General features: G+C 34.1%; 23 protein-coding genes. 10 read left to right on the top strand and 13 right to left on the bottom strand.

All coding sequences use genetic code 11. The features are described from left to right. Window position 1 precedes the first annotated feature (1 nt). Window positions 2-661: a LexA family transcriptional regulator gene (locus ACZ47B_RS02205; protein WP_464895048.1), complete on the bottom strand. Its 660-nt coding sequence runs from the start codon at window positions 659-661 to the stop codon at window positions 2-4. A 187-nt stretch (window positions 662-848) separates the two neighbouring features. Between ACZ47B_RS02205 and ACZ47B_RS02200 the strand changes: the two genes are divergently transcribed. Beyond that, window positions 849-2,120 (top strand): Y-family DNA polymerase, encoded by a 1,272-nt coding sequence (locus ACZ47B_RS02200; RefSeq protein ID WP_464895047.1) that lies wholly within the window; start codon window positions 849-851, stop codon window positions 2,118-2,120. Here the strand turns inward: ACZ47B_RS02200 and ACZ47B_RS02195 are convergent. The 4 genes from ACZ47B_RS02195 to ACZ47B_RS02180 are packed head-to-tail and all read right to left on the bottom strand — an operon-like array spanning window position 2,117 to window position 5,985. After that, entirely contained in the window at window positions 2,117-2,677 is a 561-nt protein-coding gene (locus ACZ47B_RS02195) for a DedA family protein (RefSeq protein WP_464895046.1), read from the bottom strand. The genes ACZ47B_RS02200 and ACZ47B_RS02195 overlap by 4 nt on opposite strands. A gap of 10 nt (window positions 2,678-2,687) precedes the next feature. Then, complete coding sequence (locus ACZ47B_RS02190) at window positions 2,688-3,350, bottom strand: lipid-binding SYLF domain-containing protein (protein WP_464895045.1); 663 nt, start codon at window positions 3,348-3,350, stop codon at window positions 2,688-2,690. A 2-nt stretch (window positions 3,351-3,352) separates the two neighbouring features. Continuing rightward, window positions 3,353-5,113, bottom strand: a complete 1,761-nt coding sequence (locus tag ACZ47B_RS02185; protein WP_464895044.1) for an ABC transporter ATP-binding protein — start codon at window positions 5,111-5,113, stop codon at window positions 3,353-3,355. Beyond that, a complete protein-coding gene (locus ACZ47B_RS02180; RefSeq protein ID WP_464895043.1) occupies window positions 5,110-5,985 on the bottom strand; it encodes a glucosaminidase domain-containing protein in 876 nt (291 codons plus the stop codon). The genes ACZ47B_RS02185 and ACZ47B_RS02180 overlap by 4 nt, the downstream gene beginning before the upstream one ends. A 53-nt stretch (window positions 5,986-6,038) precedes the next feature. Between ACZ47B_RS02180 and ACZ47B_RS02175 the strand changes: the two genes are divergently transcribed. After that, entirely contained in the window at window positions 6,039-6,584 is a 546-nt protein-coding gene (locus tag ACZ47B_RS02175) for a hypothetical protein (protein WP_464895042.1), read from the top strand. Here the strand turns inward: ACZ47B_RS02175 and ACZ47B_RS02170 are convergent. Continuing rightward, window positions 6,559-7,149, bottom strand: a complete 591-nt coding sequence (locus ACZ47B_RS02170) for a protein-methionine-sulfoxide reductase heme-binding subunit MsrQ (RefSeq protein ID WP_464895041.1) — start codon at window positions 7,147-7,149, stop codon at window positions 6,559-6,561. The genes ACZ47B_RS02175 and ACZ47B_RS02170 overlap by 26 nt on opposite strands. Beyond that, a complete protein-coding gene (gene msrP, locus ACZ47B_RS02165) occupies window positions 7,146-8,111 on the bottom strand; it encodes a protein-methionine-sulfoxide reductase catalytic subunit MsrP (RefSeq protein ID WP_464895040.1) in 966 nt (321 codons plus the stop codon). Before msrP ends, ACZ47B_RS02170 begins: the two co-directional genes overlap by 4 nt. Window positions 8,112-8,226: 115 nt before the next feature. On the opposite strand from msrP, the gene ACZ47B_RS02160 reads away from it, so the two are divergent. The 4 genes from ACZ47B_RS02160 (at window position 8,227) to ACZ47B_RS02145 (ending at window position 11,340) form a co-directional block, all read left to right on the top strand. After that, window positions 8,227-8,922, top strand: coding sequence for an SDR family NAD(P)-dependent oxidoreductase (locus ACZ47B_RS02160; protein ID WP_464895039.1), 696 nt, complete (start codon window positions 8,227-8,229; stop codon window positions 8,920-8,922). 13 nt (window positions 8,923-8,935) lie between these two features. After that, window positions 8,936-10,207 (top strand): SPL family radical SAM protein, encoded by a 1,272-nt coding sequence (locus ACZ47B_RS02155; protein WP_464895038.1) that lies wholly within the window; start codon window positions 8,936-8,938, stop codon window positions 10,205-10,207. Continuing rightward, the gene (locus ACZ47B_RS02150) at window positions 10,204-10,761 is read left to right on the top strand and encodes a CDP-alcohol phosphatidyltransferase family protein (RefSeq protein ID WP_464895037.1); all 558 of its coding nucleotides are present in this window, start codon (window positions 10,204-10,206) and stop codon (window positions 10,759-10,761) included. The genes ACZ47B_RS02155 and ACZ47B_RS02150 overlap by 4 nt, the downstream gene beginning before the upstream one ends. A gap of 114 nt (window positions 10,762-10,875) precedes the next feature. Next, entirely contained in the window at window positions 10,876-11,340 is a 465-nt protein-coding gene (locus ACZ47B_RS02145) for an MOSC domain-containing protein (RefSeq protein WP_464895036.1), read from the top strand. Here ACZ47B_RS02145 and ACZ47B_RS02140 read toward each other — a convergent pair. The 6 genes from ACZ47B_RS02140 to ACZ47B_RS02115 form a co-directional block, all read right to left on the bottom strand. Continuing rightward, window positions 11,335-13,323 carry a putative bifunctional diguanylate cyclase/phosphodiesterase gene (locus ACZ47B_RS02140; RefSeq protein WP_464895035.1) on the bottom strand — a complete coding sequence of 663 codons (1,989 nt, stop codon included), beginning with the start codon at window positions 13,321-13,323 and terminating at the stop codon, window positions 11,335-11,337. The genes ACZ47B_RS02145 and ACZ47B_RS02140 overlap by 6 nt on opposite strands. 237 nt (window positions 13,324-13,560) lie before the next feature. Beyond that, a complete protein-coding gene (locus ACZ47B_RS02135) occupies window positions 13,561-14,460 on the bottom strand; it encodes a hypothetical protein (RefSeq protein ID WP_464895034.1) in 900 nt (299 codons plus the stop codon). 190 nt (window positions 14,461-14,650) lie between these two features. Continuing rightward, window positions 14,651-15,247, bottom strand: coding sequence for a 7-cyano-7-deazaguanine synthase (locus tag ACZ47B_RS02130; RefSeq protein ID WP_464895033.1), 597 nt, complete (start codon window positions 15,245-15,247; stop codon window positions 14,651-14,653). Beyond that, window positions 15,232-15,780, bottom strand: coding sequence for a hypothetical protein (locus tag ACZ47B_RS02125; protein ID WP_464895032.1), 549 nt, complete (start codon window positions 15,778-15,780; stop codon window positions 15,232-15,234). Before ACZ47B_RS02125 ends, ACZ47B_RS02130 begins: the two co-directional genes overlap by 16 nt. 261 nt (window positions 15,781-16,041) lie before the next feature. Next, a complete protein-coding gene (rny, locus tag ACZ47B_RS02120; protein WP_464895031.1) occupies window positions 16,042-17,610 on the bottom strand; it encodes a ribonuclease Y in 1,569 nt (522 codons plus the stop codon). Further along, on the bottom strand, window positions 17,516-18,169 hold the full coding sequence (locus ACZ47B_RS02115) for a 5-formyltetrahydrofolate cyclo-ligase (protein WP_464895030.1): 654 nt from the start codon (window positions 18,167-18,169) through the stop codon (window positions 17,516-17,518). Before ACZ47B_RS02115 ends, rny begins: the two co-directional genes overlap by 95 nt. Before the next feature lie 78 nt (window positions 18,170-18,247). On the opposite strand from ACZ47B_RS02115, the gene ACZ47B_RS02110 reads away from it, so the two are divergent. The 4 genes from ACZ47B_RS02110 to ACZ47B_RS02095 all read left to right on the top strand — a co-directional run bounded on the left by ACZ47B_RS02110 (window position 18,248) and on the right by ACZ47B_RS02095 (window position 21,419). Next, complete coding sequence (locus ACZ47B_RS02110; RefSeq protein ID WP_464895029.1) at window positions 18,248-18,823, top strand: TlpA family protein disulfide reductase; 576 nt, start codon at window positions 18,248-18,250, stop codon at window positions 18,821-18,823. Next, window positions 18,820-19,707, top strand: coding sequence for a signal recognition particle-docking protein FtsY (gene ftsY, locus ACZ47B_RS02105; protein ID WP_464895028.1), 888 nt, complete (start codon window positions 18,820-18,822; stop codon window positions 19,705-19,707). The genes ACZ47B_RS02110 and ftsY overlap by 4 nt, the downstream gene beginning before the upstream one ends. Next, window positions 19,700-21,049: a DNA repair protein RadA gene (gene radA / locus ACZ47B_RS02100; protein WP_464895027.1), complete on the top strand. Its 1,350-nt coding sequence runs from the start codon at window positions 19,700-19,702 to the stop codon at window positions 21,047-21,049. The genes ftsY and radA overlap by 8 nt, the downstream gene beginning before the upstream one ends. Window positions 21,050-21,128: 79 nt before the next feature. Next, on the top strand, window positions 21,129-21,419 hold the full coding sequence (locus tag ACZ47B_RS02095; protein ID WP_464895026.1) for a hypothetical protein: 291 nt from the start codon (window positions 21,129-21,131) through the stop codon (window positions 21,417-21,419). Window positions 21,420-21,465: the final 46 nt, after the last annotated feature.

Genomic DNA, 21,465 nt, shown 5'->3' with positions numbered 1-21,465 from the left:
TTCAGCCGCTTAATTTACTAACCGTTCCTATTACTTTTCCGATAATCTCAAAGCTTCCTGCAGGCATCCTCTGAGGGGGATATACGGGATTGTCGGAAATGATATCACAACTTCCGTCAACTCTATATAAAACTCTTTTGATAAAAAGACCGTCATCGGTAGAGAGTATAAAAATGCCTCCTTTTTTTATATTTGTGTCGCTTTTATCGACAAAAACCACACTCCCCTCTTTCAAAGTCGGCTCCATCGACTCACCTATGACATTTATGGCATCTATCTCTTTTGTATCCACTCTGCCAAGATGTTCAAGTATCTTTTTATCCACATTTATATATTCGCTATCCTCGTCATAGTTTAAAGCCCCTCCTCCCGCACTTGCATAGATATCGTTAAAATATCTGATACGTGCGAACTTTTCGGTTTCATCTCTGATACTCTCAACCACTTGATCGTATAAAAGCCAATTTATCGATATCTTTCTTTTCGCACAAAAATCAAGTACTCTGTCATAAGGCAGTTTACCTCTTTTTTTCATGGTAGCAAGTGTCATCTGATGCAAGTCCAAAGCTTTTGCCAAATCTTTGTCATACACCTTTTTTTCACCCATTTCAGAAGAGAGTATATCTTTCATAGTTTCAAATATTTCATTGATATTTTTCATACTGCATCCTATATATTTCATATTGAAATATTATTATATCATATTTTTCAAAAAATGTATAATTTTACTGTTTTTATAAAAATTTAATACAAGGAGTTTCTATGTGGATATTTGAAATACTGGATAATTTTATAGATGGCATTGTAGATAGATTTGCAAAAATCGGGGAGATAGCTTTTTAAAAAATATGATACTTCACCTTGATCTTGATTGTTTTTTTGTATCTGCTGAGAGGATAAAAGATAGTTCATTGATAGGTAGAGAAGTTGCCGTCGGCGGCAGAAGCGATCAGTTTATATTTGGTAAAAACTTACAAAATAAAAAAGCTATGATCGCCAATAGCGGAGCTTTTGTGCCATCTTTGTTTTTTTCAAAAAAAAGAGGCTACTCAAAAGAGTTTTTCAAAGATGGTGAGAGGATAAGAGGCATCATCACCACAGCAAGCTACGAAGCGAGAAAGCATGGCATCAAAACCGGTATGAGTATCAAAGAAGCACTTTTGCTTTGTCCTAACCTCATAGTACTGCCGCCTGATATGATACTATATCACACACTCTCTTTCAAGCTTAGGAATTTTTTACAAAAAGAGCTTCCACTTGTTGAACAGTACAGCATAGATGAATTTTTTGCGGATAGCTTTGGATGGATTGAAAAAGATGAGATTTTTGATTTTGCTAAAACTTTACAGAAAAATATAAAAGATAAATTTTCACTTCCCATATCCATAGGCATAGCAGACACCAAATGGATAGCAAAACTTGCCACTTCAAAAGCTAAACCAAACGGAGTAAAACTTGTCAAAAAAGAAGAAATAGAAGAGTTTATAAAAGACATTCCGATAGAAGAGTTTCCAGGAATCGGAAGAGCATGGAGAAAAAAACTATACAGTTATAAAAAACAGACTCTTTTTGATATTTACAATTCAAAAACCCTTCTTTACTCATGGGGCAGAGCCGGAAAAGAGTTGTATGATAAAGTAAGTGGAACTTTTTTTGAAGATGTAAACAGACAAAGAGAGAGAAAAACCATAGGTATTTCAAGGACTTTTGATCCTATACTTGATAGAAATGAGATAAAAAGAAGGATATATATCCTTGTAAGGCATCTTAGTTTCATACTTCAAAAAACCGGTAAAAGACCATCTACCATATATATAAGCATCAAGTATGAATTTGGTGAAAAATCAAAAAAACACAAAACATTCAATAGAATCTTTACCGAATCATTCTTAAAAGAGGAGTTTATAAAACTTTTTAATGAGATAGATATATATAAAAACAGTAGTATTATAAGGCTCTCACTATCTCTTTCTCATTTTTACAGTCATAAAAACCATATATTTTGCTTACTTCATTTTCAAAAAGATAAAAAAGAGGAGAAACTTTACAAAAACATAGGAAAGCTAAGAGAAAAATATGGTATAGATATAGTAAAAAATGGTGTAGAGGTATTGAGTTAGGATTTTTTAGTTGCTTTTTCCATATATACCCACATTAAATAAAACAATACTACAAGTATGACAGGTGTTATCCATATATGGTTTTTCAAATAGAGTACAATTTTCATGAGGTATTTTCCGGCATAAAAACTGCCAAGTCCAAAAACCAAAGCCCATACGAGAGCTGATATGAGATTGTAAATGGTAAATTTTTTAAAATCATACCTTGTAAATCCTATGGCTATAGGTACAAGTGTTTTTACTCCATATATGAACTTTTGAAAAAATATGATCTTATCACCGTACTTTTTCATCATCACTGAGCTAAGTGCTAATTTTCTTCTATGTTTTTTAATGTAGGGCATGATGATGGATTTATTGTATCTTGCTATGTAAAACAGTACCGTATCACCTATGAAATTTGCTATGAAAGCTACCGTTATGGAAACCGTTATATCCATTTTACCGGCATATGAGAGTATCCCCGCAGCCACAAGAGCAAAAAAACCTCCTCCAAAAGAGTACAAAAAAAGTATGACATAGCCATAGGTAGAGAGTGAATTGAAAAGATCGTTCAAAGCTTCTCTTTTATCTTGTATATCTTGATACTGTATCGATCAAAACTTGTCCGCTTTTTGGTACTCTTATATGATAGCCTTTAAATATGTCCGTAGGATATACCTCTTTTTTATAATATATCTCATTATAGTCATCATTTACACTCAAGGCTGTTCCATCGAGTGCAACGCCGGCAAAAAGTCCTTTGGATCTTGAGTAGGAGTATATCTCGGCATTTAGCGAGGCATCGGTCGCAGCCAAAGCATTTCTACCCACAGGTCCTGCCGCAACTGCCGCATCAGCCCCAAGAGTGAATTTTCCACTTACTATACCGTCAACAGCACCTGCATTTTTAAAGACAAGTATTATATCACTTGATTGGACTCCTATCTGCCATCCGAGACTTCCTCCTGCAAGATTTATAAAACATGGTGCACTCCATCTTCCGTTTCTTTTTACAAGAAGTACTCCTCTGCCAAATCTTCCGCCTACAACCAAGCCCGCTTTTATGACATGAGGTATGATAGCTATGGCTTTTGCACTCTCAAGTAGCTTTGGTGGTATGGATTTTTCAGGTATGCTCATGATATCATTCATGACATCTGCAGCAGCTACCACTATACTCTCTTGCTTTTGCCCGGCATACAAACCTACCGCGATCATCAATAGCAACACATATATAATTTTTTTCATCTTTATCCTCCTATATGTTTAGCGAACTTCCCCTCTTTTTCTATGAGTTCTTCTTTAGTTCCCTCTTCTATCACTTTACCGTCTTCAAGCATATATATATAATCCGCCTGTTTTATAGTGCTTAGTCTGTGAGCTATTATTATAACCGTTTTTTCTTTTAATATATCTTGCAAAGCTTCAAAAAGAGACTCTTCGGTATGGATATCCAAAGCACTTGTGGACTCATCGAGGATTACGACATTTGGATCTTGTATGATCATCCTTGCTATACTTATCCTTTGTCTTTGCCCGCCGGAGAGTTTTACACCGTTTTTACCCACATAAGTGTCCAATTTTTTATCAAAATTTTCCACTATATCTTTTAATTGAGCTATTTTTAGAGCTTGCCATATTTTTTCATCATTTATCTCTTTGCCAAGAGTCAGGTTGAACCTAACTGTATCATTAAAAAGCATGGGATTTTGTAAAACCAAAAAGACATTTTCTCTTACAACATCCAAGCCTATCTCTTTTATATTAGTCTCATCATAAAAAAGCTCACCTTTATGAAGCGGATAAAACCCCACCATGATTTGAGCCAGTGTTGTTTTTCCGCTACCGCTTGCTCCGACTATGGCGACATGAGTGCATTTTTTGATATGCATATTTATATCTTTTAGTATCATATTGGTTTGATCATAAGAAAAATATACATCTTTTAAAGTTATGGAGTTTGTTTTATGCTCTTTGAACGGATTTTTAAGATGTGGGTATGCAGGCTCTTTTTCCATTTCAAATATTTTATTGATCCTGTTAAGTGCTCTTTTTGCATTGTGATAAGAGTACTGGATGTTCAGTATCTCTTGGATGGGACCCATCATCACCCAAAGATAACCGAATATCGCAAGCATCAAGCCTATACTTAAACTTCCATAAGCTACGGTAAATATCGAAGCAGCCCTAAACACTTCAAATCCACCCAAAAAAAGTAAAAATGAAAACCTTATAGCTGCATCACTTTTGTATGCAAAGTTTATACCTGCTTTTTTAATATCTTCACTTTTTAAAAAAAGTTTTTTTATAAAGTTTTTCTCTTGATTTGAAGCTCTTATCTGCCAAAAAAGATCAAGTGTTTCGCTCAAAGCTTCACTAAAAGCTTCAAAAGTCCTATTTTCCTCTTTTTTATAGATACTTACTTTTCTTGCAAATTTTTTACTAAGTACGACTACGAAAGGATTGACAAGCAGTATGAAAAGTGCCAACTTCCAATTGATCAGCAAAAGCACTACTGCTACACCCAAAACAGTAAGCACGGAAACTATAAGCTTACTTATACTCATCCCCAAAAAGGTTTCAACAGTTGCAACATCAACTAAAAACAAAGATGATATTTTACCGCTTCCAAAACTTTCATACTCGTTCAATGAGAGCTTTGAGAGATGAGAGAGCATATCGCGTCTTATCTTGTATGTTATATTTTTTGAAATTTTGGAAAATATATAATCATGCCAAACAGTTAGACCAAAAAACATCGCCCTTAAAGATATAGTCATCATTAAAACGATGATGATATAAACATAAGCCTGCTGATGTCCAAAAAGTTTATCTATATGTTCTGTTAAAAATCCGGGCTTTTTCAAAAGAACTTCATCAACCAGTAAAGGCATCAAAAGAGGTGCGGGAGTACTAACTAAAACAGCTATAACGGCTATGATATTTGCTATGACAAACTCTTTTTTGTATTTTAACAATTCATTAAAAATCTTTGTAAAACTATATATCAATGAACTCTCCAAGCTTCTTTAAAAGTTTTATGTTTTTTATACATATCATAGCATAACTCTACAAGCCCCACTCTATTTAGTACCTTTATCACTTTTGGTGCCCAGCTTTTTCTGGTATTGAAAGAGTTTTTCTTGCCGCTTATAGTTTTTATGAATTTGATATTTAACTCTTTATCAAAAAGTATATCTTTTGATGAAGTTTTAACGGCGTTGTCAAGCAGTGCTCTAGCATCCTTAAAAGGTTTGAATTTTTTTTGTCTGCTTATCCAGTTTTTAGCAAAATCACTCAGGCATTTTTTGTAAGCTTTTATTTTTTCTTTAGGGTGATTATCAAAATAGTCCAGCTTCACATCTCTTCCGGCAATACTTTTGGGTCTGTAATCTTTTTTCAAACTCTTTTCTCTTCGTTTCCAGATAAGATCACTTTTTTTATACTTTTTTATACTGCTTCCATATATGACTTTATAAGGCTTTTTTTTCAAATGAGGAAGATACAAAGAAGGAAGTTCCGGCTCGTTTTTGCTAGCACCCAGGCTTAGAATGTTGCCTGTGATTTTAGAGACATATCCTCTTGCATAACCGGATTCTACTCCGGCAATTGCTAAAAGTGCGGGAGGAGGCACATCATATCTCAGTCCTACGTCTATGGCGATTTTTGCTATATTTTTATAGAAGTTTTTTACATGTGTGTATTTTCTATATCTGTAGATACTGTTTTTTGTTTTAAATTTTTCTATATTTTGCTCTATCTCTTTTTTTATAGTCTCTTTTACAGGTTTTGGTCTTTTTTGAGGGGGTTGATACTGAAGAAAAAGAAAAATGATAAAAAAACTAAGAGCAAGAACTATATACATCTTTTGAAATTTACTCATATAATAATCCCAACTTTTGTACAATTTTATCAAAAACAAGATAAGATAACACTATGAAAATAATAGTATGTGCGATTTTTAGCGAAGCTAAAGCTTTGATAGAAAAATTTGATCTCAAACAAACAGAAAAGAAACCTTTTTTGATATACGAAAACGATACCATATCACTTATCATAAGCGGTATGGGGAAGATAAACTCCGCCATAGCAACAACCTATATCGCAAAAGATAAAAAGATAGAAAGCATCACCAACATAGGTATCTGCGCCTCAAACGATATCACTAAAAAGATAGGATCACTTTGCCACATAAGATCCATAGTCGAAGCGGCAACCGGTAAAAAAACGGTTCTTAACACAGAGGGAGAAGTTTTATATACCTTTGATGATGTAGTACAAAACAAAAAAGATTTGAAAAGAGATATACTTATCGATATGGAGGGCTACGGTTTTTACAAAGCTTCTAAAAATTTGACGAAAAAAGAAAATATAAAGATATACAAGATCATATCGGACCATCTTGACACTTTTTACATAACAAATGATTTCATATATGAATTAGTAAAAAAGTGTATCAATGAGTCAAATTTAATCTTTTAAACCATACTTTCCTGCCAAAAACCGACTTTCTCTTTTTTATAGTCATAACCAACCTGTACCCAAGCAATATAACAGCCATCAAGATATAGGTATATTCGAATCTGCTTAAAACTTTTTGAGCCATTGACGCATGAATGGTTACAAGTATCAAAACTATATACACCGCTTTGTGCCATTTGTTGAACTTCCTAAAAAGTCTCTTCGTTGAAGTGATACCCATAAAAAGAAGCACAACAAGAGATATCATTCCAAGATACACAAAAGGCTTATCCATTATCTCTTTTAATACAAAACCTATATCGAACTGGGCATCGAGTATGAAAAAGTTTAAAAAATGTAAAAATGCGTAAAAAAGTGCAAAAAGTCCCGTAAAACGTCTATATCTCATAAAATTTTTTATCTTTCTCAGTGGAGTTATACACAAAGTCAGTATCAAAAGTACTATAGCGGTTATGCCTGTACAAGTATATATGTATTTTATAGGATCTATAGCACTTTGCAAACCGTAAACCATATAGAAAAAAGGGGATAAAAAAAGTAAAAACAATGATATTTTTCTTATCATATGAACACCCTCAGATCCATATCCTTATACATATCAGCCACCTCTTTTTCATAACCGTTGAACATCAGGGTATCTTGTTTGAAAAAGCTGCCCAATTTTCTCTCTCTGGCTTGAGACCATCTTGGATGATCCACTTTCGGGTTGACATTTGCATAAAAACCGTACTCTTTGGGGCTGATGGCATTCCATGTGTTGATAGGTTGTTTTTGTACAAACTCTATGCTTACTATGGATTTTATGCTTTTAAATCCATACTTCCATGGAACTATAAGCCTCAAAGGCGCACCGTTTTGATTTGGAAGTGTTTTTCCATACATTCCAACAGCAAGTATGCTTAAATCATTCATCGCTTCATCCATCCTAAGCCCTTCGACATAAGGATAGGGTATATTGGCAAACCTGCCTTTTTTTGATTGATCTGGAAACTGCTTGGGATCTAACAATGTGGTGAACTTTACATATTTTGCCTTGGAATTTGGATTTGCCTTTTTTATGATATATGAAAGAGGAAAACCTATCCAGGGAACTACCATAGCCCATGCTTCCACACATCTAAACCTGTATATCCTCTCTTCAAGCGGATATGAGTTTAGTATCTCATCCATACTTATCTTGAACGGGTTATCAACTTCACCTTTTATCTCTATCTCCCATGGACTTGGTTTTAGGGTATGAGCCATCCTTACCGGGTCCTTTTTGTTTAAAGAAAATTCGTAAAAATTGTTATAGTGGCTTGCTTGATAAAGAGTATTTTGCTTTAAGTTTTTACCAAAAGAAGTTTTTTTGAAACGAAGAGGAGTTTTATCTGTCATTTGCACGGCTGAGAGTTTTTCCATCACAGCTGACGCAGAAACCATAGTCGCAACACCAAGCTTCAAAAAATCCCTTCTTCTTTCAAAAAGTGTTTCATCCGTTACTTCGTTTTCACTGATATGCCAGTCGGGTTTTTTTATGATATTCATGATTTTCCTCCAAATATATTTGTAGAATTGTATTGGTATAATGTGTACTTTTTGTTTAAGCTATAGTATAATTGTATTTTAACAACTAAAAGATATCTGTAAAAATGGAGGATATATGAAAAGTGCTCTCATAAGCGGTGCAAGCAGCGGCATAGGAAAAGAGATAGCAAGTTCTATGCTCTCTATCGGTTATCAAGTCACAGGAATCGCCAGAGACTTTGAAAAATGTGATATAGAAGATGAAAACTTCATACCTGTTGTTTGTGATCTCTCCAATAAAAAGGAATTGCATAGATTTTTAGAGAGTTATAAAAAAAAAGATATAGATACACTTATCAACTGTGCCGGCTTCGGGAAGTTTGCTCCTCATGAAGAGTTAAGTATAAAAGATATAGAAAAGATGATAGAGGTAAACTTGAGTGCTCCTTTACTTTTATGCAAAACATTTTTAAGAAGCATCAAGAAAAACAACGGGTTTATTTTCAATATCAACTCCATCTCAGGTATCAAGCCGGCTCCCAGAGGTGCAGTTTACGGTGCAACAAAAGCAGGACTTAGACATTTTGGCTTGTCACTGTTTAACGAAGCAAGAAAGAGCGGTATAAAAGTTGTCAATATAAATCCCGATATAACAAATACCCCTTTTTTCGATGAACTTGACTTTTGCCCCAGTAAAGATGAACAAAGCTACATAGACCCCAAAGATATAGCAAACTTAATTCAAGATATAGTACAAAACAAACATAGTTTCATACCCACAGATATCACCATTGAGCCCCAACTGTTTAAGATAGATAAAAAGAGGGTTTAAGTACAATACGCCTATGCAAAACAAGACAGATATATTGAACAAATTCAACGATGCCATCAAACATACCAATTTTTACAAATTATCTCAAAAAGAGCAGAATTTTATAACGAAATTCAGCATAGATTTCTTTTTAACGGTTTCCGAGATAAAAAACCTCATACTTATAGCAAATGACATAAAGATTTGGGATGAGGGAAGCATTGTTAGGTTTACAAACTTACCTACGGGCGAAATAAAAGATGTAAAACAAACCAAGAAAAAACTATTGAACACTCTATATAAAAATTACAACGATTTAAAAACCAAACCAAACAATTACTCAAGCTTTTCCACAAAAAAAGAGTATCATCCAAAAGGAGTTAAAACAAAAACTCTTGAAAAAGAGTCTTTGGGTTTGGGGCAGTGCCCGGTTGCAAGTGAAAAAACAAGATGTTGCAATCTTTTCACTCTTGATGCGGTAGAGAGTTGCGGATTTGACTGTTCGTATTGCTCTATCCAATCATTTTACAACCAAAACCAAGTCATTTTCGATAAAAATTTTGCAGAAAAATTAAAAGATATCAAACTAGACCCAAACAAAAGATACCATATAGGCACCGGCCAAAGCTCGGACTCTTTGATGTGGGGAAACAAAGAGGGAGTGCTTGATGCTATTTTTGATTTTACCGCAAAACATCCAAATGTCATACTAGAACTTAAAACCAAATCGGACAATATCAAATACCTCCTGGAAAACGATATCCCTAAAAACGTCATAGTTACTTGGTCACTGAATACTCCTGTTATCATAGAAAACGAAGAGCATTTAACGGCAAAGCTTGATAAGAGGATAGAATCAGCCAGAAAAGTAGCCGACAAGGGCATAAAGGTCGGTTTTCATTTTCATCCGATAGTAGAGTATGAAAATTATCTTGAAGATTACACAAAAATTTATAAAAGATTGCAAAATGATTTTTCAAGCGACGAGGTTACTCTAGTCTCTTTTGGAACTCTAACTTTTATAAAACCGGTGTTAAAACAGATACGTTCAAGAGAGTTTAAAACCAAAATCCACCAAATACCGCTTACCGATGCGGAGGGTAAACTCTCTTATCCGTTTGAAACGAAGATAGAAATGTTTAAAACCTCTTACGAGGCATTTAAAAGCTGGCATGGCAAAGTCTTTTTTTATCTATGCATGGAACCTCACTCTTTGTGGAAAGAGTGCTTTGGATACGAATACAAAAATAATGACGAATTTGAACAAGATATGTTAGAAAATTACTTAAAAAAGGTAAACAGATGAATTTTTTATATGATAAACACTCCCACTTCAACTTGGCAAATCTTTTTACATTTGCCAATATATCTTTTGGTCTTATAGCCATATACTTTATCACTCACGGATACTTTTTTTGGGCAGCACTTTTTGCATGGTTCGGTGGTGCTTTTGATATATTTGACGGCAAAATCGCTAGAAAATATAACCTTTCAACAGAATTTGGAGTGCAACTTGACTCTTTTGCCGATTCACTCAGTTTTGTTTTGGTACCCGTTATGTTCATCTTTTTTGCTATATTTGATAAAAGTGGATTTTTTTATGAGATAATTGCTGGAATCGTCCTGATATACTACTTTATAAGCGGCATAAGAAGGCTTATAGTATTTAATCTGCACAACGATGCGGGAGAGGTAAGCAAATTTTTTACAGGAGTCCCCACCCCGCTTGGTGCCATACTTTTGTGGATATATTATCTTTTGTGGTACTTTTTGATTATACAAAACAGTTTTATCATACTGTTACTTATCATTGTGACAGGTTTTCTTTTAAACTCCAAGATAAAAATCCCCCATCCGTAAATCAAAATGTGTAAAAAAGTAATATATTAGAAAAAATTATATATAAACTATATAAAATATTTGATTTTATTATAATAAATCAGTATAATGTCTTAAAAAATCAAATGGGGATATATGGACAGTTTAGGAAAAGTTATAGATATTTTCAGTGCTCCAAAGGGAGTTAGCGGACTTCCAAGACCAAAAGTGAAAGAGTTGCAACTCATAAAAGATCATGGCATTTTAAATGATAAATTTGCCGGAGATGATATAGATAAAAGTGTTATGATCATCGGTCTTAAATCCTACGATATAGCTAAAGAAAACGGCATAGAACTCGTCTATGGAAGTTACGGGGAAAATATACTTTTCGACTTCGATCCACATCTTTTTAATATAGGAGATATCCTCCAAGTAGGTCAAACCCAACTTCAAATCACTGAAAAATGTACTCTTTGTTCGCATCTTGGTATATTTCACAAACACTTACCTAAAATCATAAAAAATCACAGAGGTTTGTACTGCAAAATTTTAAAAGGCGGTAAAATCAGCAGGCAAGATAAAGCTTCTTTGATAACGGTTTTTAAAAACGCATCATAAATGTTTCATAGCAAGCTCTTCGAACTCTTTTAGCTTGAGAGGTTTTGAAAAGTAATACCCCTGATATATATCACACTTGTTTGCCTTTAAAAAATCAACCTGTTCTTTTTTCTCGACACCCTCTGCAACAACTTTCATAGAGAGTATTTTACCTATATTTATGATCATCTTTATAAATGATTTACCGCTTTCACTATCGAAAATATCCAAAAAACTTTTATCTATCTTTATGGTGTCTATAGGTATATCTCTTAGATAAGAGAGTGACGAATACCCGGTTCCAAAGTCATCGAGTGAAAAAGTAATACCAAGGTCTTTGATCTTTTCTATGATTTCTATATTTTTTTGCGTATTATCCAAAAATGCAGACTCCGTTATCTCGATATCTAGTTTTTTAGTACACATATCTTTTGTGTATTTATAAACCTTTTCATAAAAATGTATATCTTGAAACTGTTTTGCGGATACATTAAAAGAGAGCTTAATATCCCTTAAAGGAGAATTTTCCCACTTTTTAACCTGTTTTGCAGATTCTCTTAAAACCCATTCGCCTATTTCGACTATATATCCGTTTTCTTCGGCAATCGGGATGAATTTATCAGGTGTTACAAAACCAAGCAGAGGATCGTTCCATCTTATAAGTGCTTCACAACCTATGACTTTTTGGCTTTGTATGTCGATTTTTGGCTGATAATAAAGTTCAAAATAATCTTTCTTTAAAGCTTTTTTTATCTTTTGCTGGATATTTATCTTTTCATGTAGAGTTTCATTTAATTTTCTTGTGAAAAAATAAAATTGATTTTTCCCGGACTCTTTTGCCTTGTACATGGCTATATCCGCATGTTTTATAAGCTCGGTTTTATCTTCCCCGTCTTTTGGATAGGTGACTATACCTATACTGGCACCGACACTGAAACTCTTATCATTTATACTTATAGGGCTTGATACATTTTTGATAATCCTATCTGCAACTTCTACGATTTGCATATTGTTTTCATATTTTGGCAAAACAACAACAAATTCGTCTCCACCGATCCTTGCGACAAAATCTATATCTCTAACAGAATTTTGAATGGAGTTTGCAACTATCTTTAAAACTTCGTCTCCTACATCATGTCCCAAAAAGTCGTTGATATTTTTAAAATCATCCAAATCTATAAACAATATCGCAAACCTGTCTCCATCTCTTTTTGATTTGGAAATGAGCCAATCTATTTTCTCAAAAAGGCTCAGTCTGTTATATAAACCGCTTAATGAATCTTTTGTGGAGAGATTATATAGCTCCTGCTGCTCTTTTTCAAGTCTGTTGAAAGTCAAACCTAAAGAATACCTGATGCTTTCAAGCTCTTTTATAAAAAACTCTTTTGGCTTTTGTGCATGATAGTATGCAAACTGCCTTAGTTTTTCCAAAGGAGTTATGATATCTCTCTCAAAAAATATCCAAAGCAGTCCAAGCATGACGATGCCTACAACTAAAAAATACTCCAATGACTCTTGCAGGGCATCTGCTACAAGTTTGCTGATATATTTATTGTCCGTTATGATATAAAGATGATACAGATACTTTTTTATGCCTCTATACAACTCCATATCTTTTTTGCAGGCATCAAATGAAAAAATATTGCTTTTGTTGTATTTTCTTATATTGTTACATATATTTTTTGGTATGGTTATATTTGATCTAAGAGATGAATACAATACTTTACCGTTTTCATCCGTTATGATGATATTTTTTATAAAATCATTGCTTATCTTTATATTGTCAAGCTTTACTTTTGCGGCATTTATATCGTTATCACTCTCTAAAGTTTTTTTAGTGATATGATATATGTTCAAAATGCTGTCTTTTACTGATAAAGATGCCAAATGACCAATGACACTTTTCTCTTTCTGATAAAATTTATAAAGAGAAACTATCTCCGCCAACCCCATCACCAATAAAAAAAGAAAGATAAAAAATCTTATGGATATCTTGCGCTTCACTTAAGGGCTCCTCTAAAACCCCTATGCACCAATAGCATTATGAGGTTTTTCATATACAAGGCAAACTTTTGCAGGACTATTCTAATAATCCAAAAAAGTTTAACGAAGTAGATGGGAAACCTCATAATGCCCGAAGGGAAGTCAAATAAAGGACAATCTTTCACAAGATAAATTTTCGAATTAGCTATGGCTAGTACTTCAAATTTCTCTTGCAAAATCTTATCCTTTCTTTGACTTCTATTGGTGCATAGGGGTTTTAGAGGCGCCCTTAATCAAACCATCCTCTTCGTATCCAAGCTGTTTTATGACATTCATGATATTTTTATCAGGATTGTTTATCCACTTTATAGTTTTAAACGAATTTACATAATCCTTGTAGGATATATTGTCAAGATAGGGTGATACAATCTTGTATGAATTTTTTTTATCATTTGTCAATTCTACAATGGATCTGTCTATGACTTTTTTTAGCTCATAAAGTCTACTTTTATATCTTTGAACTATATCTTTTGTGGCACACAGTGCATCTATAACGACTATGGTGTCAAGATTTCTTGTCGATGCAACTTCAAAATACCCCTCTTTTTTAAATGTCATGTCATAAGGCACATAAGTAACTATAATGGTTGGTTTTGATCTGCAACCTAAAGATTGCAAAGATGACTGGTCATTGTTGTGGAAAATGATATTTTTTTTGGATATGCCTGTCTTTTTTAAAAAATCGTCCAATATATCCATATTGATACTGTCAACTTCCAGATATGCATCTATCGTACTACTTTGTTTTAACTCTTTCGTGGTTTTATTGGAAAGTATCATATCCCCACCGTATGATCTATCTAGCAAGATGACCGGCTCAAGCGTTTTAAACTGTTTTTTTATCTTACGGTACTCATGCTGAGTGGAAGTTAGCATATCGGCTTTTCCGACCATAAATGTATCCATGGCTTCCGCAAGAGATACAACCGGTATGACTTTTATGTTTAATTTTTTTAGATATCCCTTCTCTTGTGCATAAAACAAAGGGGCATATCCTATCCATGCATTTGAAACTATACGTAACGGTTTTTTAGTATTTTCATCGCCACATCCGAAAAAAACAAAAGCTATAAATATGTATATAAAAATATTTTTCAACAAAATTACTCCTAATAAGGACGCTATTATATCATAATATTATTTTTATGTAGATTTTATTTGTTATAGGCACTGACCAAATAAAACTTTTACACTCATTCTCAAAATTGCATCCTGCAATAACTCCCGGGCTAAAATTTGGATTTGCATCCTTGCAAATCCTTTTAAATTTTAGAACCGTTAGAAAGCTTTATTCGGTCAGTACTTTGTCATGGTTTTGTATTGCCTCATTGAAAGATTTACACTTATAGCACTTACCGCATCTTTTGCCATTTACAGGATTTGCACAGGAAAAGACAAAGTTTATGGGGATTTTATCTTTATATGTGTCATAGATCACACCTTTAGTTTTTTCATAAAAAGGGGTGAGTATCTTAAAACTTTTGGATGAACTGATAGATATGAGATGCTCTATCTTATCCAGGTACTCTCTTGAAGTATCAGGATAATCTTTGTCACCAAAAAGCCCCATAGCTATGTTGAAGATATCCTTTGAAAGTGCATGATTTGCAGCCATAGTTGTTAGGGTCAGGTTTCTTGTAGGGATGATATTGTCTTCTTTGCATTCGACAAAACCAAGCTGCTTTACACCAAATGTACACTTTATGACATTCAATGGCAAGTCATAAAAGTTTGCGATTTTTTTTGCATATGAAAGCTCGGTATTTTCCCATGTATATCCGCTTTGTATATAAAGAAGCTCTATGTCATATTTTGACATTTTGAAGTACTCTATCAACGAAGTACTCTCAAGACCTCCGCTAAAAAGGATTAGAACTTCATCCATCCCATTTTCTCCATCAAGTGAGGTATGCTTATGGTAACTATATGGGCGACTTTTCTTGAAATTCTCTCTTTTTCTATATTGTTAAATAAAAAATCTTCACTGATGTCATACTTTACATCGAACCAAAGAAAATCATCTCTTGTATTTTTAGTGTATTTCGCACCTTCAAGATTGAGTGCTTCTTCCAAGGTTTTATCAAACTCGTCTTTGGAAACGCCGAACTCTTTTTTAAGTGCGACTGCTATCGCTATGAAATCCCCAGAATGCCATATGCTGTATAGTATGTATTGCGTTTTATTTATCTGATAATACACATACAAAGAATCTATCCCATCCACATAAACAGACTTTAAATTGTCCAAGCTTACCGTATGTATGACATCATTTTTTTTAAACTTTCCATTGTACTGTATAAGCTTTTTTATATCATTTTCAAAATTCAGGTTTTGTGTATCGAACCTGAAGGCAAATACCTCTTTTACTCTCTTAAAGGCACTTTTGTAAAAATTTTCTCGTAATTTTTTTATAGTCAAATCCGAATCACCTCGAAGTACATACATAACAACAAAAAAGATAAATGATAAAAATGAAGAATCAAATAATGCGGTAATAAAATTTGTGTAATTTTGTGAAAGCTTATCAATATTATCTAAAATATAAAGTTTTTTGACTATTATTATATTCAGTAGTATCAAAAATGATACTACTGAATATAAAACAAAAACCCATGAAATTTTCCATGCTCTTTTTGCCAAATTTTGAAAAATATCTAGTGAAAGCCCCTCCATGTTATATTATCTTGCATATCCCACGGCTCTTAACTCTCTTATGACATTTACTTTGATTTCGCCGGGATATTGGACTTTTTCTTCTATCTCCTTGGCTATCTCTTTAGATATAAGCACAGCTTCATCATCGTTAACAAGTTTAGCATTTGCTATGACTCTTACTTCTCTTCCTGCGTTTATGGCATAAGCTTGTTTTATACCCTCTTTTGAAGTTGCTATCTCTTCGATCTCCTGGACTCTTTTTAAGAATGCTTCAAGTACTTCTCTTCTAGCACCAGGTCTTGCGGCACTTAGAGTATCGGCAGCACAAACTGCGGCTGATTCTATACTTGTTGGCTCTTCGTGTCCGTGGTGTGCATAGATAGCATTTATGACTACAGGATGTTCTTTGTATCTTTTACAAAGATCAGCACCAAGATCCACATGACTTCCGGCAAAATCATGAGTCAACGCTTTTCCTATATCATGCAAAAGTCCCGCTCTTTTGGCAAGTTGCTCATCCCCTCCAAGTTCAGCCGCAATGATACCGGCAAGATGGGCAACTTCCAAAGAGTGTCCAAGTGCATTTTGACCGTAACTTGCACGAAATTTGAGTCTTCCTATGAGTTTTACGATTTCTGGATGTATTTTAGTTAGCCCCATATCCACTACTATCTCTTGTCCTTCATCCATGAGACTTTGATCGAATTCGGCTTTTACTTTCTCATATATATCTTCTATCCTAGCCGGTTGGATCCTGCCGTCTTCAACCAATAGCTCTATCACTTTCGTTGCTATCGCTCTTCTATAGAGGTTAAAACTGCTAAGTATAATAGCACCCGGGGTATCGTCTATGATAACATCAACTCCTAAAAGCATTTCAAGGGTTTTTATGTTTCTTCCCTCTTTTCCTATGATCCTTCCCTTTAGATCATCATTTGGAAGGCTGACGACATTTATAAGTCTCTCGGCGGCATAATCTCCTGCATATCTTGTAGTAGCCTGAGCTATAATGAAATTGGCTTTTTTCTTGGCTTCCTGTTTCGCTTTTTCTTCATATTTTCTAACTATGTGGGCTATATCGGCTCTGGAGTTTTCTTCAACTTTTTTTAGAACTATCTCTTTCGCTTCGCTTTCGGTAAGCCCGGCTGATCTTTCAAGTACTTTCAGTGCTTCGTTTAGTTTTTGTCTGTACTCGTTTTTAAGCTCTTCAACTTCTTTGGATTTTTCTTCCACATCTTTTTTTATAGCTTTTATCTCATCTTTTTCTTTTGTTATATTTTTAAGCTCATCTTTGAAAAGATCGTTTAAAGCGTTATCTTTCTTTTCAAGCTGAGCTAGTTTTTGCTCATACTCTTTTCTTAACTCTCTGGCTTCCTCTTCAAACTTGTTTTTTGCTTCAAGTTCAAGGTCTTTTGCTTTAAGGTTTGCATTTCTTAAAACCAGTTCAGCTTCATGTTCTATCGCTTTTGCTTTCGCTCTTGCTCCTGCTTCATAAACTTCAAATTTTGAAGACTCTAACTTTTTTTGGACTAATGCTCCTAAAACTCCTCCTACGATGAGACTTGCCGCAGCTAATGATATCTCTACTATCATATCTCTTTCCCCTTGTTATATAAATTTTTTTAGGAGTTATATAATAATCAGATTGTATGTCATATTTATCAGTAGTAGCATTTTTATTAAAACATTTTTCAATCTGCACAAATATAATTATCGGTTTGTAATCAAGACTTGCAAAATACCTGTCATACATACCTTTGCCAAAACCTACTCTTTTATAATCCTTGCCAACTCCTAAGACAGGGACTATAGCTATATCAACTCTTACGAACTTAAAAAAAGAGTTGCCCGGTTCTTTTATAGAAAATCTTTTTTCACATAATGGCAATCTATATTTTACAATTTTAAAACTGACACCTTCCATAAATGGAACAAATATGTTACATTTTTTTCTTTGTTTGTTTATAAAAGTTACTATATCCGGCTCAAATCCAAAAGGTATATACGTCAAGATATTTTTTGGTTTACAAGCATCGATGATCTTTTCCAAATGTTTTTCAACCATTTTATCTTTATAATATTTTGAAATTTTTGAACTTTTTAAAAGCTTCTCTTTGCACTCTTGTCTAAATACCGCTTTACTAACTGACATAATTTCAGACCTTTGGGATAATTTTATAATAACTTGATATAATACCAAAAATTATTTTACAAAAAGGCGTTAGTGTATATGAAATTGTTATATATGATATTGCCGGTTTTGCTTATGATCGGTATAACCGGATGTTCAAACACAAAAAAAGAGAGCCAAAAAAATGAAAAGAACAGTACACAAACCGTTAAACCCATCCAAAAGAAACCTGTAAAAACCGAAGTAAAGCTTCATGGCGTCAATGCAAAAGATATCACTTTCATAAAAAGTGATAAAGCTTTAAAACTCAAAGAAAACGATGACAAGATCATCCTGTTAAACTTTTTTGCTACATGGTGTCCTCCCTGCAAAGCCGAGATACCACATTTGGTAAATCTTCAAAAAAAATATCATGACAAATTGCAAATCATCTCCGTTCTTTTGGAAGATGACAAACCAGACAGCGAGATACAAAGTTTCATCGATTATAACCATATCAACTATATAGTCACAAACGGTGCAAACAATTTTAAACTCTCAAATCTGCTTGGCGGCATACAAAGCATACCTTTTATGATACTTTATGATAAAAATGGACATGTCATAACACACTATATAGGCATCATCCCTGAAGAGATGATAGACTCAGATATAAAAAAAGCGATCGCCAAATGATAGGATTTATAAAAAAATCCCTTAAAAAAACAACTGACGCCATAAAGCATATAGCACCTCAAAAAAAAGAAAAACTCTCCAAAGATGAGATAGAAGACATACTGCTTGAAGCAGATGTAACCTATGAAACTGTAGAAGAAATTATACTCTATCTACCTGCCGGGGATTGGGTAAGAAGAGATGATCTCAAAAGAGTTCTTTTGTCATATTTTTTGGAATCAAAACCAAAAGATATGCAAAATGAAAAACCTTTTGTAGAACTTATACTTGGAGTAAACGGTGCAGGAAAAACAACAACTATAGCCAAACTTGCCAATTTATATAAAAAATCCGGTAAAAAAGTGATACTTGGAGCTGCCGATACTTTTAGAGCAGCTGCAGTCGAGCAGTTAAAAAGATGGGCAGACAAACTTGATATCCCCATAGTTGCCACAAAACAGGGGCATGACCCTTCAGCAGTAGCTTATGATACCATCAAGTCTGCTGTCGCCAAAGGTTATGACAACGTTCTTATAGATACTGCAGGCAGACTTCATAACCAAACCAATCTATCGAATGAGATAAAAAAGATAGTAAGGATTTGCAACAAGGCAAAAGAGGGAGCACCTCACAGGAAGATACTCATACTTGACGGGACTCAAGGCAACTCGGCAATCAACCAGGCAAAAGCTTTCAAAGAAATCGTAGGCATAGATGCCATCATCATAACAAAACTCGACGGTACAGCAAAAGGTGGAGCGCTTTTCAGTATAGCAAGCGAACTCAAGCTTCCCATACTTTATATCGGAGTCGGAGAAAAAGAGGATGACTTGGTAGAGTTTGAACCTGAAGAGTTTGTTGACGGACTTTTAGACTCATTTTTTATAAAAGAGCAAAATGGCTAAATCAAAACGACTATATGAATGTCAAGCATGTGGCTACCAAACATCCAAATGGATGGGAAAATGCCCGAACTGCGGAGCTTGGGAGCAAATCATAGAGCTAAGCAAAACACAAGTTGAGGTTCTAAAACAAACTTCAGGCCACCCAAGAGATATACTTTCAGCACAGCCTATAACACAGATAAAAGAGGAAAATATCCAAAGATACTCATCAAATTCAAAAGAACTAGACCTTGTACTTGGTGGAGGAATAGTTCCTGGAAGTTTGGTTCTTATCGGTGGAAGTCCTGGGGTTGGTAAATCGACACTTCTTTTAAAGATTGCCGGAAATTTGGCAAAAAGTGGACAAAAGGTTTTATATGTAAGCGGTGAAGAGTCAAAGTCACAGATAAAACTAAGAGCGAACAGACTTGAAGTAAATCATGACAATATCTACCTTTTAACTGAAATTGAGCTTGAAAATGTATTTGTAGAACTAGAAAAAAACAGTTATGATATACTTATCATAGACTCCATCCAGACACTATACTCCAACAAACTAACCGCAGCCCCCGGAAGTGTTTCACAAGTTAGAGAGATAACTTTTGATTTGATGAGATGGGGAAAGGAAAATTCCACTGCCGTTTTTATCATAGGTCATATCACTAAAGAAGGCTCTATCGCGGGTCCTCGTATACTAGAACACATGGTAGATACCGTTTTATACTTTGAAGGAGATACCTCAAAGGAGCTTAGAGTTTTAAGAAGTATCAAAAACAGATTTGGCTCGACCAGCGAAGTGGGCATATTTGAGATGAGTCAAAAAGGGCTGACAAGTGCAGACAATATATCAAAAAAATTTTTCGATCGAGCTTCATCTCAACCGGGATCTGCTATCACGGTAGCCATGGAAGGCACCAGAGCTATCATCCTTGAAGTTCAAGCTCTTGTCAGCGAAAGCAATTTTCCAAATCCAAAAAGAAGTGCAACAGGGTTTGAACTAAATAGACTCAATATGCTTTTGGCCCTGCTTGAAAAAAAACTGGAACTACCTTTAAACAATTATGATGTATTTATCAATATCGCAGGTGGTATAAAGATAAATGAAACAGCATGTGATATAGCTGTCATAGCCGCTATCATAAGTAGTTTTAGAAATAGACCTCTTAGTAAAGATACCATTTTTTTAGGGGAGATCACACTTATAGGTAATGTTAGGGATATATTTAACCTGGATTTGAGGCTCAAAGAAGCTCAGATGCAAAAATTTACAAAAGCGATAGTTCCTTCAAAACCTCTTCAAGATATCAAGGGTTTAAAATGCTATGAAGTAAAAGAAGTTTCAAAACTCATAGATTGGATGTAAAATACTCTTATGTTTTATGATTAATTTATTTTAATTAGATATAATTTTTTGTATCAAAACAAACACAAAAAGGCCTAAAATGAGCAAGACCAAACCATGCATAGAAGCTTATCATGAAATGGAAGAGAGATATGCAATGCTCGAAATCAAATTTTTCGATAAAGACCAAAGTTCACAAATAAATGAAGCTGTTATAAAAGCCATAAAAGAGTTTGAAGTTTCTCCGGATATTGTCATAGAACATAGCAATGAAAATGAAAATGAAGGTATCTATATCGTAGAGTTTCATGATGATTATGACAGAGAATCAGGTGACTTTTTTGAAAAAATCATACAAGATCTAGGTATTGGCCGTTGTTCTATGGATTGATCCTTAAATAATTTCCAAAATATACGATATAGTATAAAATGAACCA

This window comes from Thiofractor thiocamini, assembly GCF_055384375.1.
This window is presented reverse-complemented; position numbering and strand designations above follow the sequence as displayed.

Bases quoted from the DNA above. Each gene is read 5' to 3' on its own strand.
- ACZ47B_RS02205 (WP_464895048.1), bottom strand. From the start codon at position 661: ATGAAAAATATCAATGAAATATTTGAAACTATGAAAGATATACTCTCT.
- ACZ47B_RS02200 (WP_464895047.1), top strand. From the start codon at position 849: ATGATACTTCACCTTGATCTTGATTGTTTTTTTGTATCTGCTGAGAGG.
- ACZ47B_RS02190 (WP_464895045.1), bottom strand. From the start codon at position 3,350: ATGAAAAAAATTATATATGTGTTGCTATTGATGATCGCGGTAGGTTTG.
- ACZ47B_RS02180 (WP_464895043.1), bottom strand. From the start codon at position 5,985: ATGAGTAAATTTCAAAAGATGTATATAGTTCTTGCTCTTAGTTTTTTT.
- ACZ47B_RS02175 (WP_464895042.1), top strand. From the start codon at position 6,039: ATGAAAATAATAGTATGTGCGATTTTTAGCGAAGCTAAAGCTTTGATA.
- ACZ47B_RS02170 (WP_464895041.1), bottom strand. From the start codon at position 7,149: ATGATAAGAAAAATATCATTGTTTTTACTTTTTTTATCCCCTTTTTTC.
- msrP (WP_464895040.1), bottom strand. From the start codon at position 8,111: ATGAATATCATAAAAAAACCCGACTGGCATATCAGTGAAAACGAAGTA.
- ACZ47B_RS02160 (WP_464895039.1), top strand. From the start codon at position 8,227: ATGAAAAGTGCTCTCATAAGCGGTGCAAGCAGCGGCATAGGAAAAGAG.
- ACZ47B_RS02155 (WP_464895038.1), top strand. From the start codon at position 8,936: ATGCAAAACAAGACAGATATATTGAACAAATTCAACGATGCCATCAAA.
- ACZ47B_RS02150 (WP_464895037.1), top strand. From the start codon at position 10,204: ATGAATTTTTTATATGATAAACACTCCCACTTCAACTTGGCAAATCTT.
- ACZ47B_RS02145 (WP_464895036.1), top strand. From the start codon at position 10,876: ATGGACAGTTTAGGAAAAGTTATAGATATTTTCAGTGCTCCAAAGGGA.
- ACZ47B_RS02130 (WP_464895033.1), bottom strand. From the start codon at position 15,247: ATGGATGAAGTTCTAATCCTTTTTAGCGGAGGTCTTGAGAGTACTTCG.
- rny (WP_464895031.1), bottom strand. From the start codon at position 17,610: ATGATAGTAGAGATATCATTAGCTGCGGCAAGTCTCATCGTAGGAGGA.
- ACZ47B_RS02115 (WP_464895030.1), bottom strand. From the start codon at position 18,169: ATGTCAGTTAGTAAAGCGGTATTTAGACAAGAGTGCAAAGAGAAGCTT.
- ACZ47B_RS02110 (WP_464895029.1), top strand. From the start codon at position 18,248: ATGAAATTGTTATATATGATATTGCCGGTTTTGCTTATGATCGGTATA.
- ftsY (WP_464895028.1), top strand. From the start codon at position 18,820: ATGATAGGATTTATAAAAAAATCCCTTAAAAAAACAACTGACGCCATA.
- radA (WP_464895027.1), top strand. From the start codon at position 19,700: ATGGCTAAATCAAAACGACTATATGAATGTCAAGCATGTGGCTACCAA.
- ACZ47B_RS02095 (WP_464895026.1), top strand. From the start codon at position 21,129: ATGAGCAAGACCAAACCATGCATAGAAGCTTATCATGAAATGGAAGAG.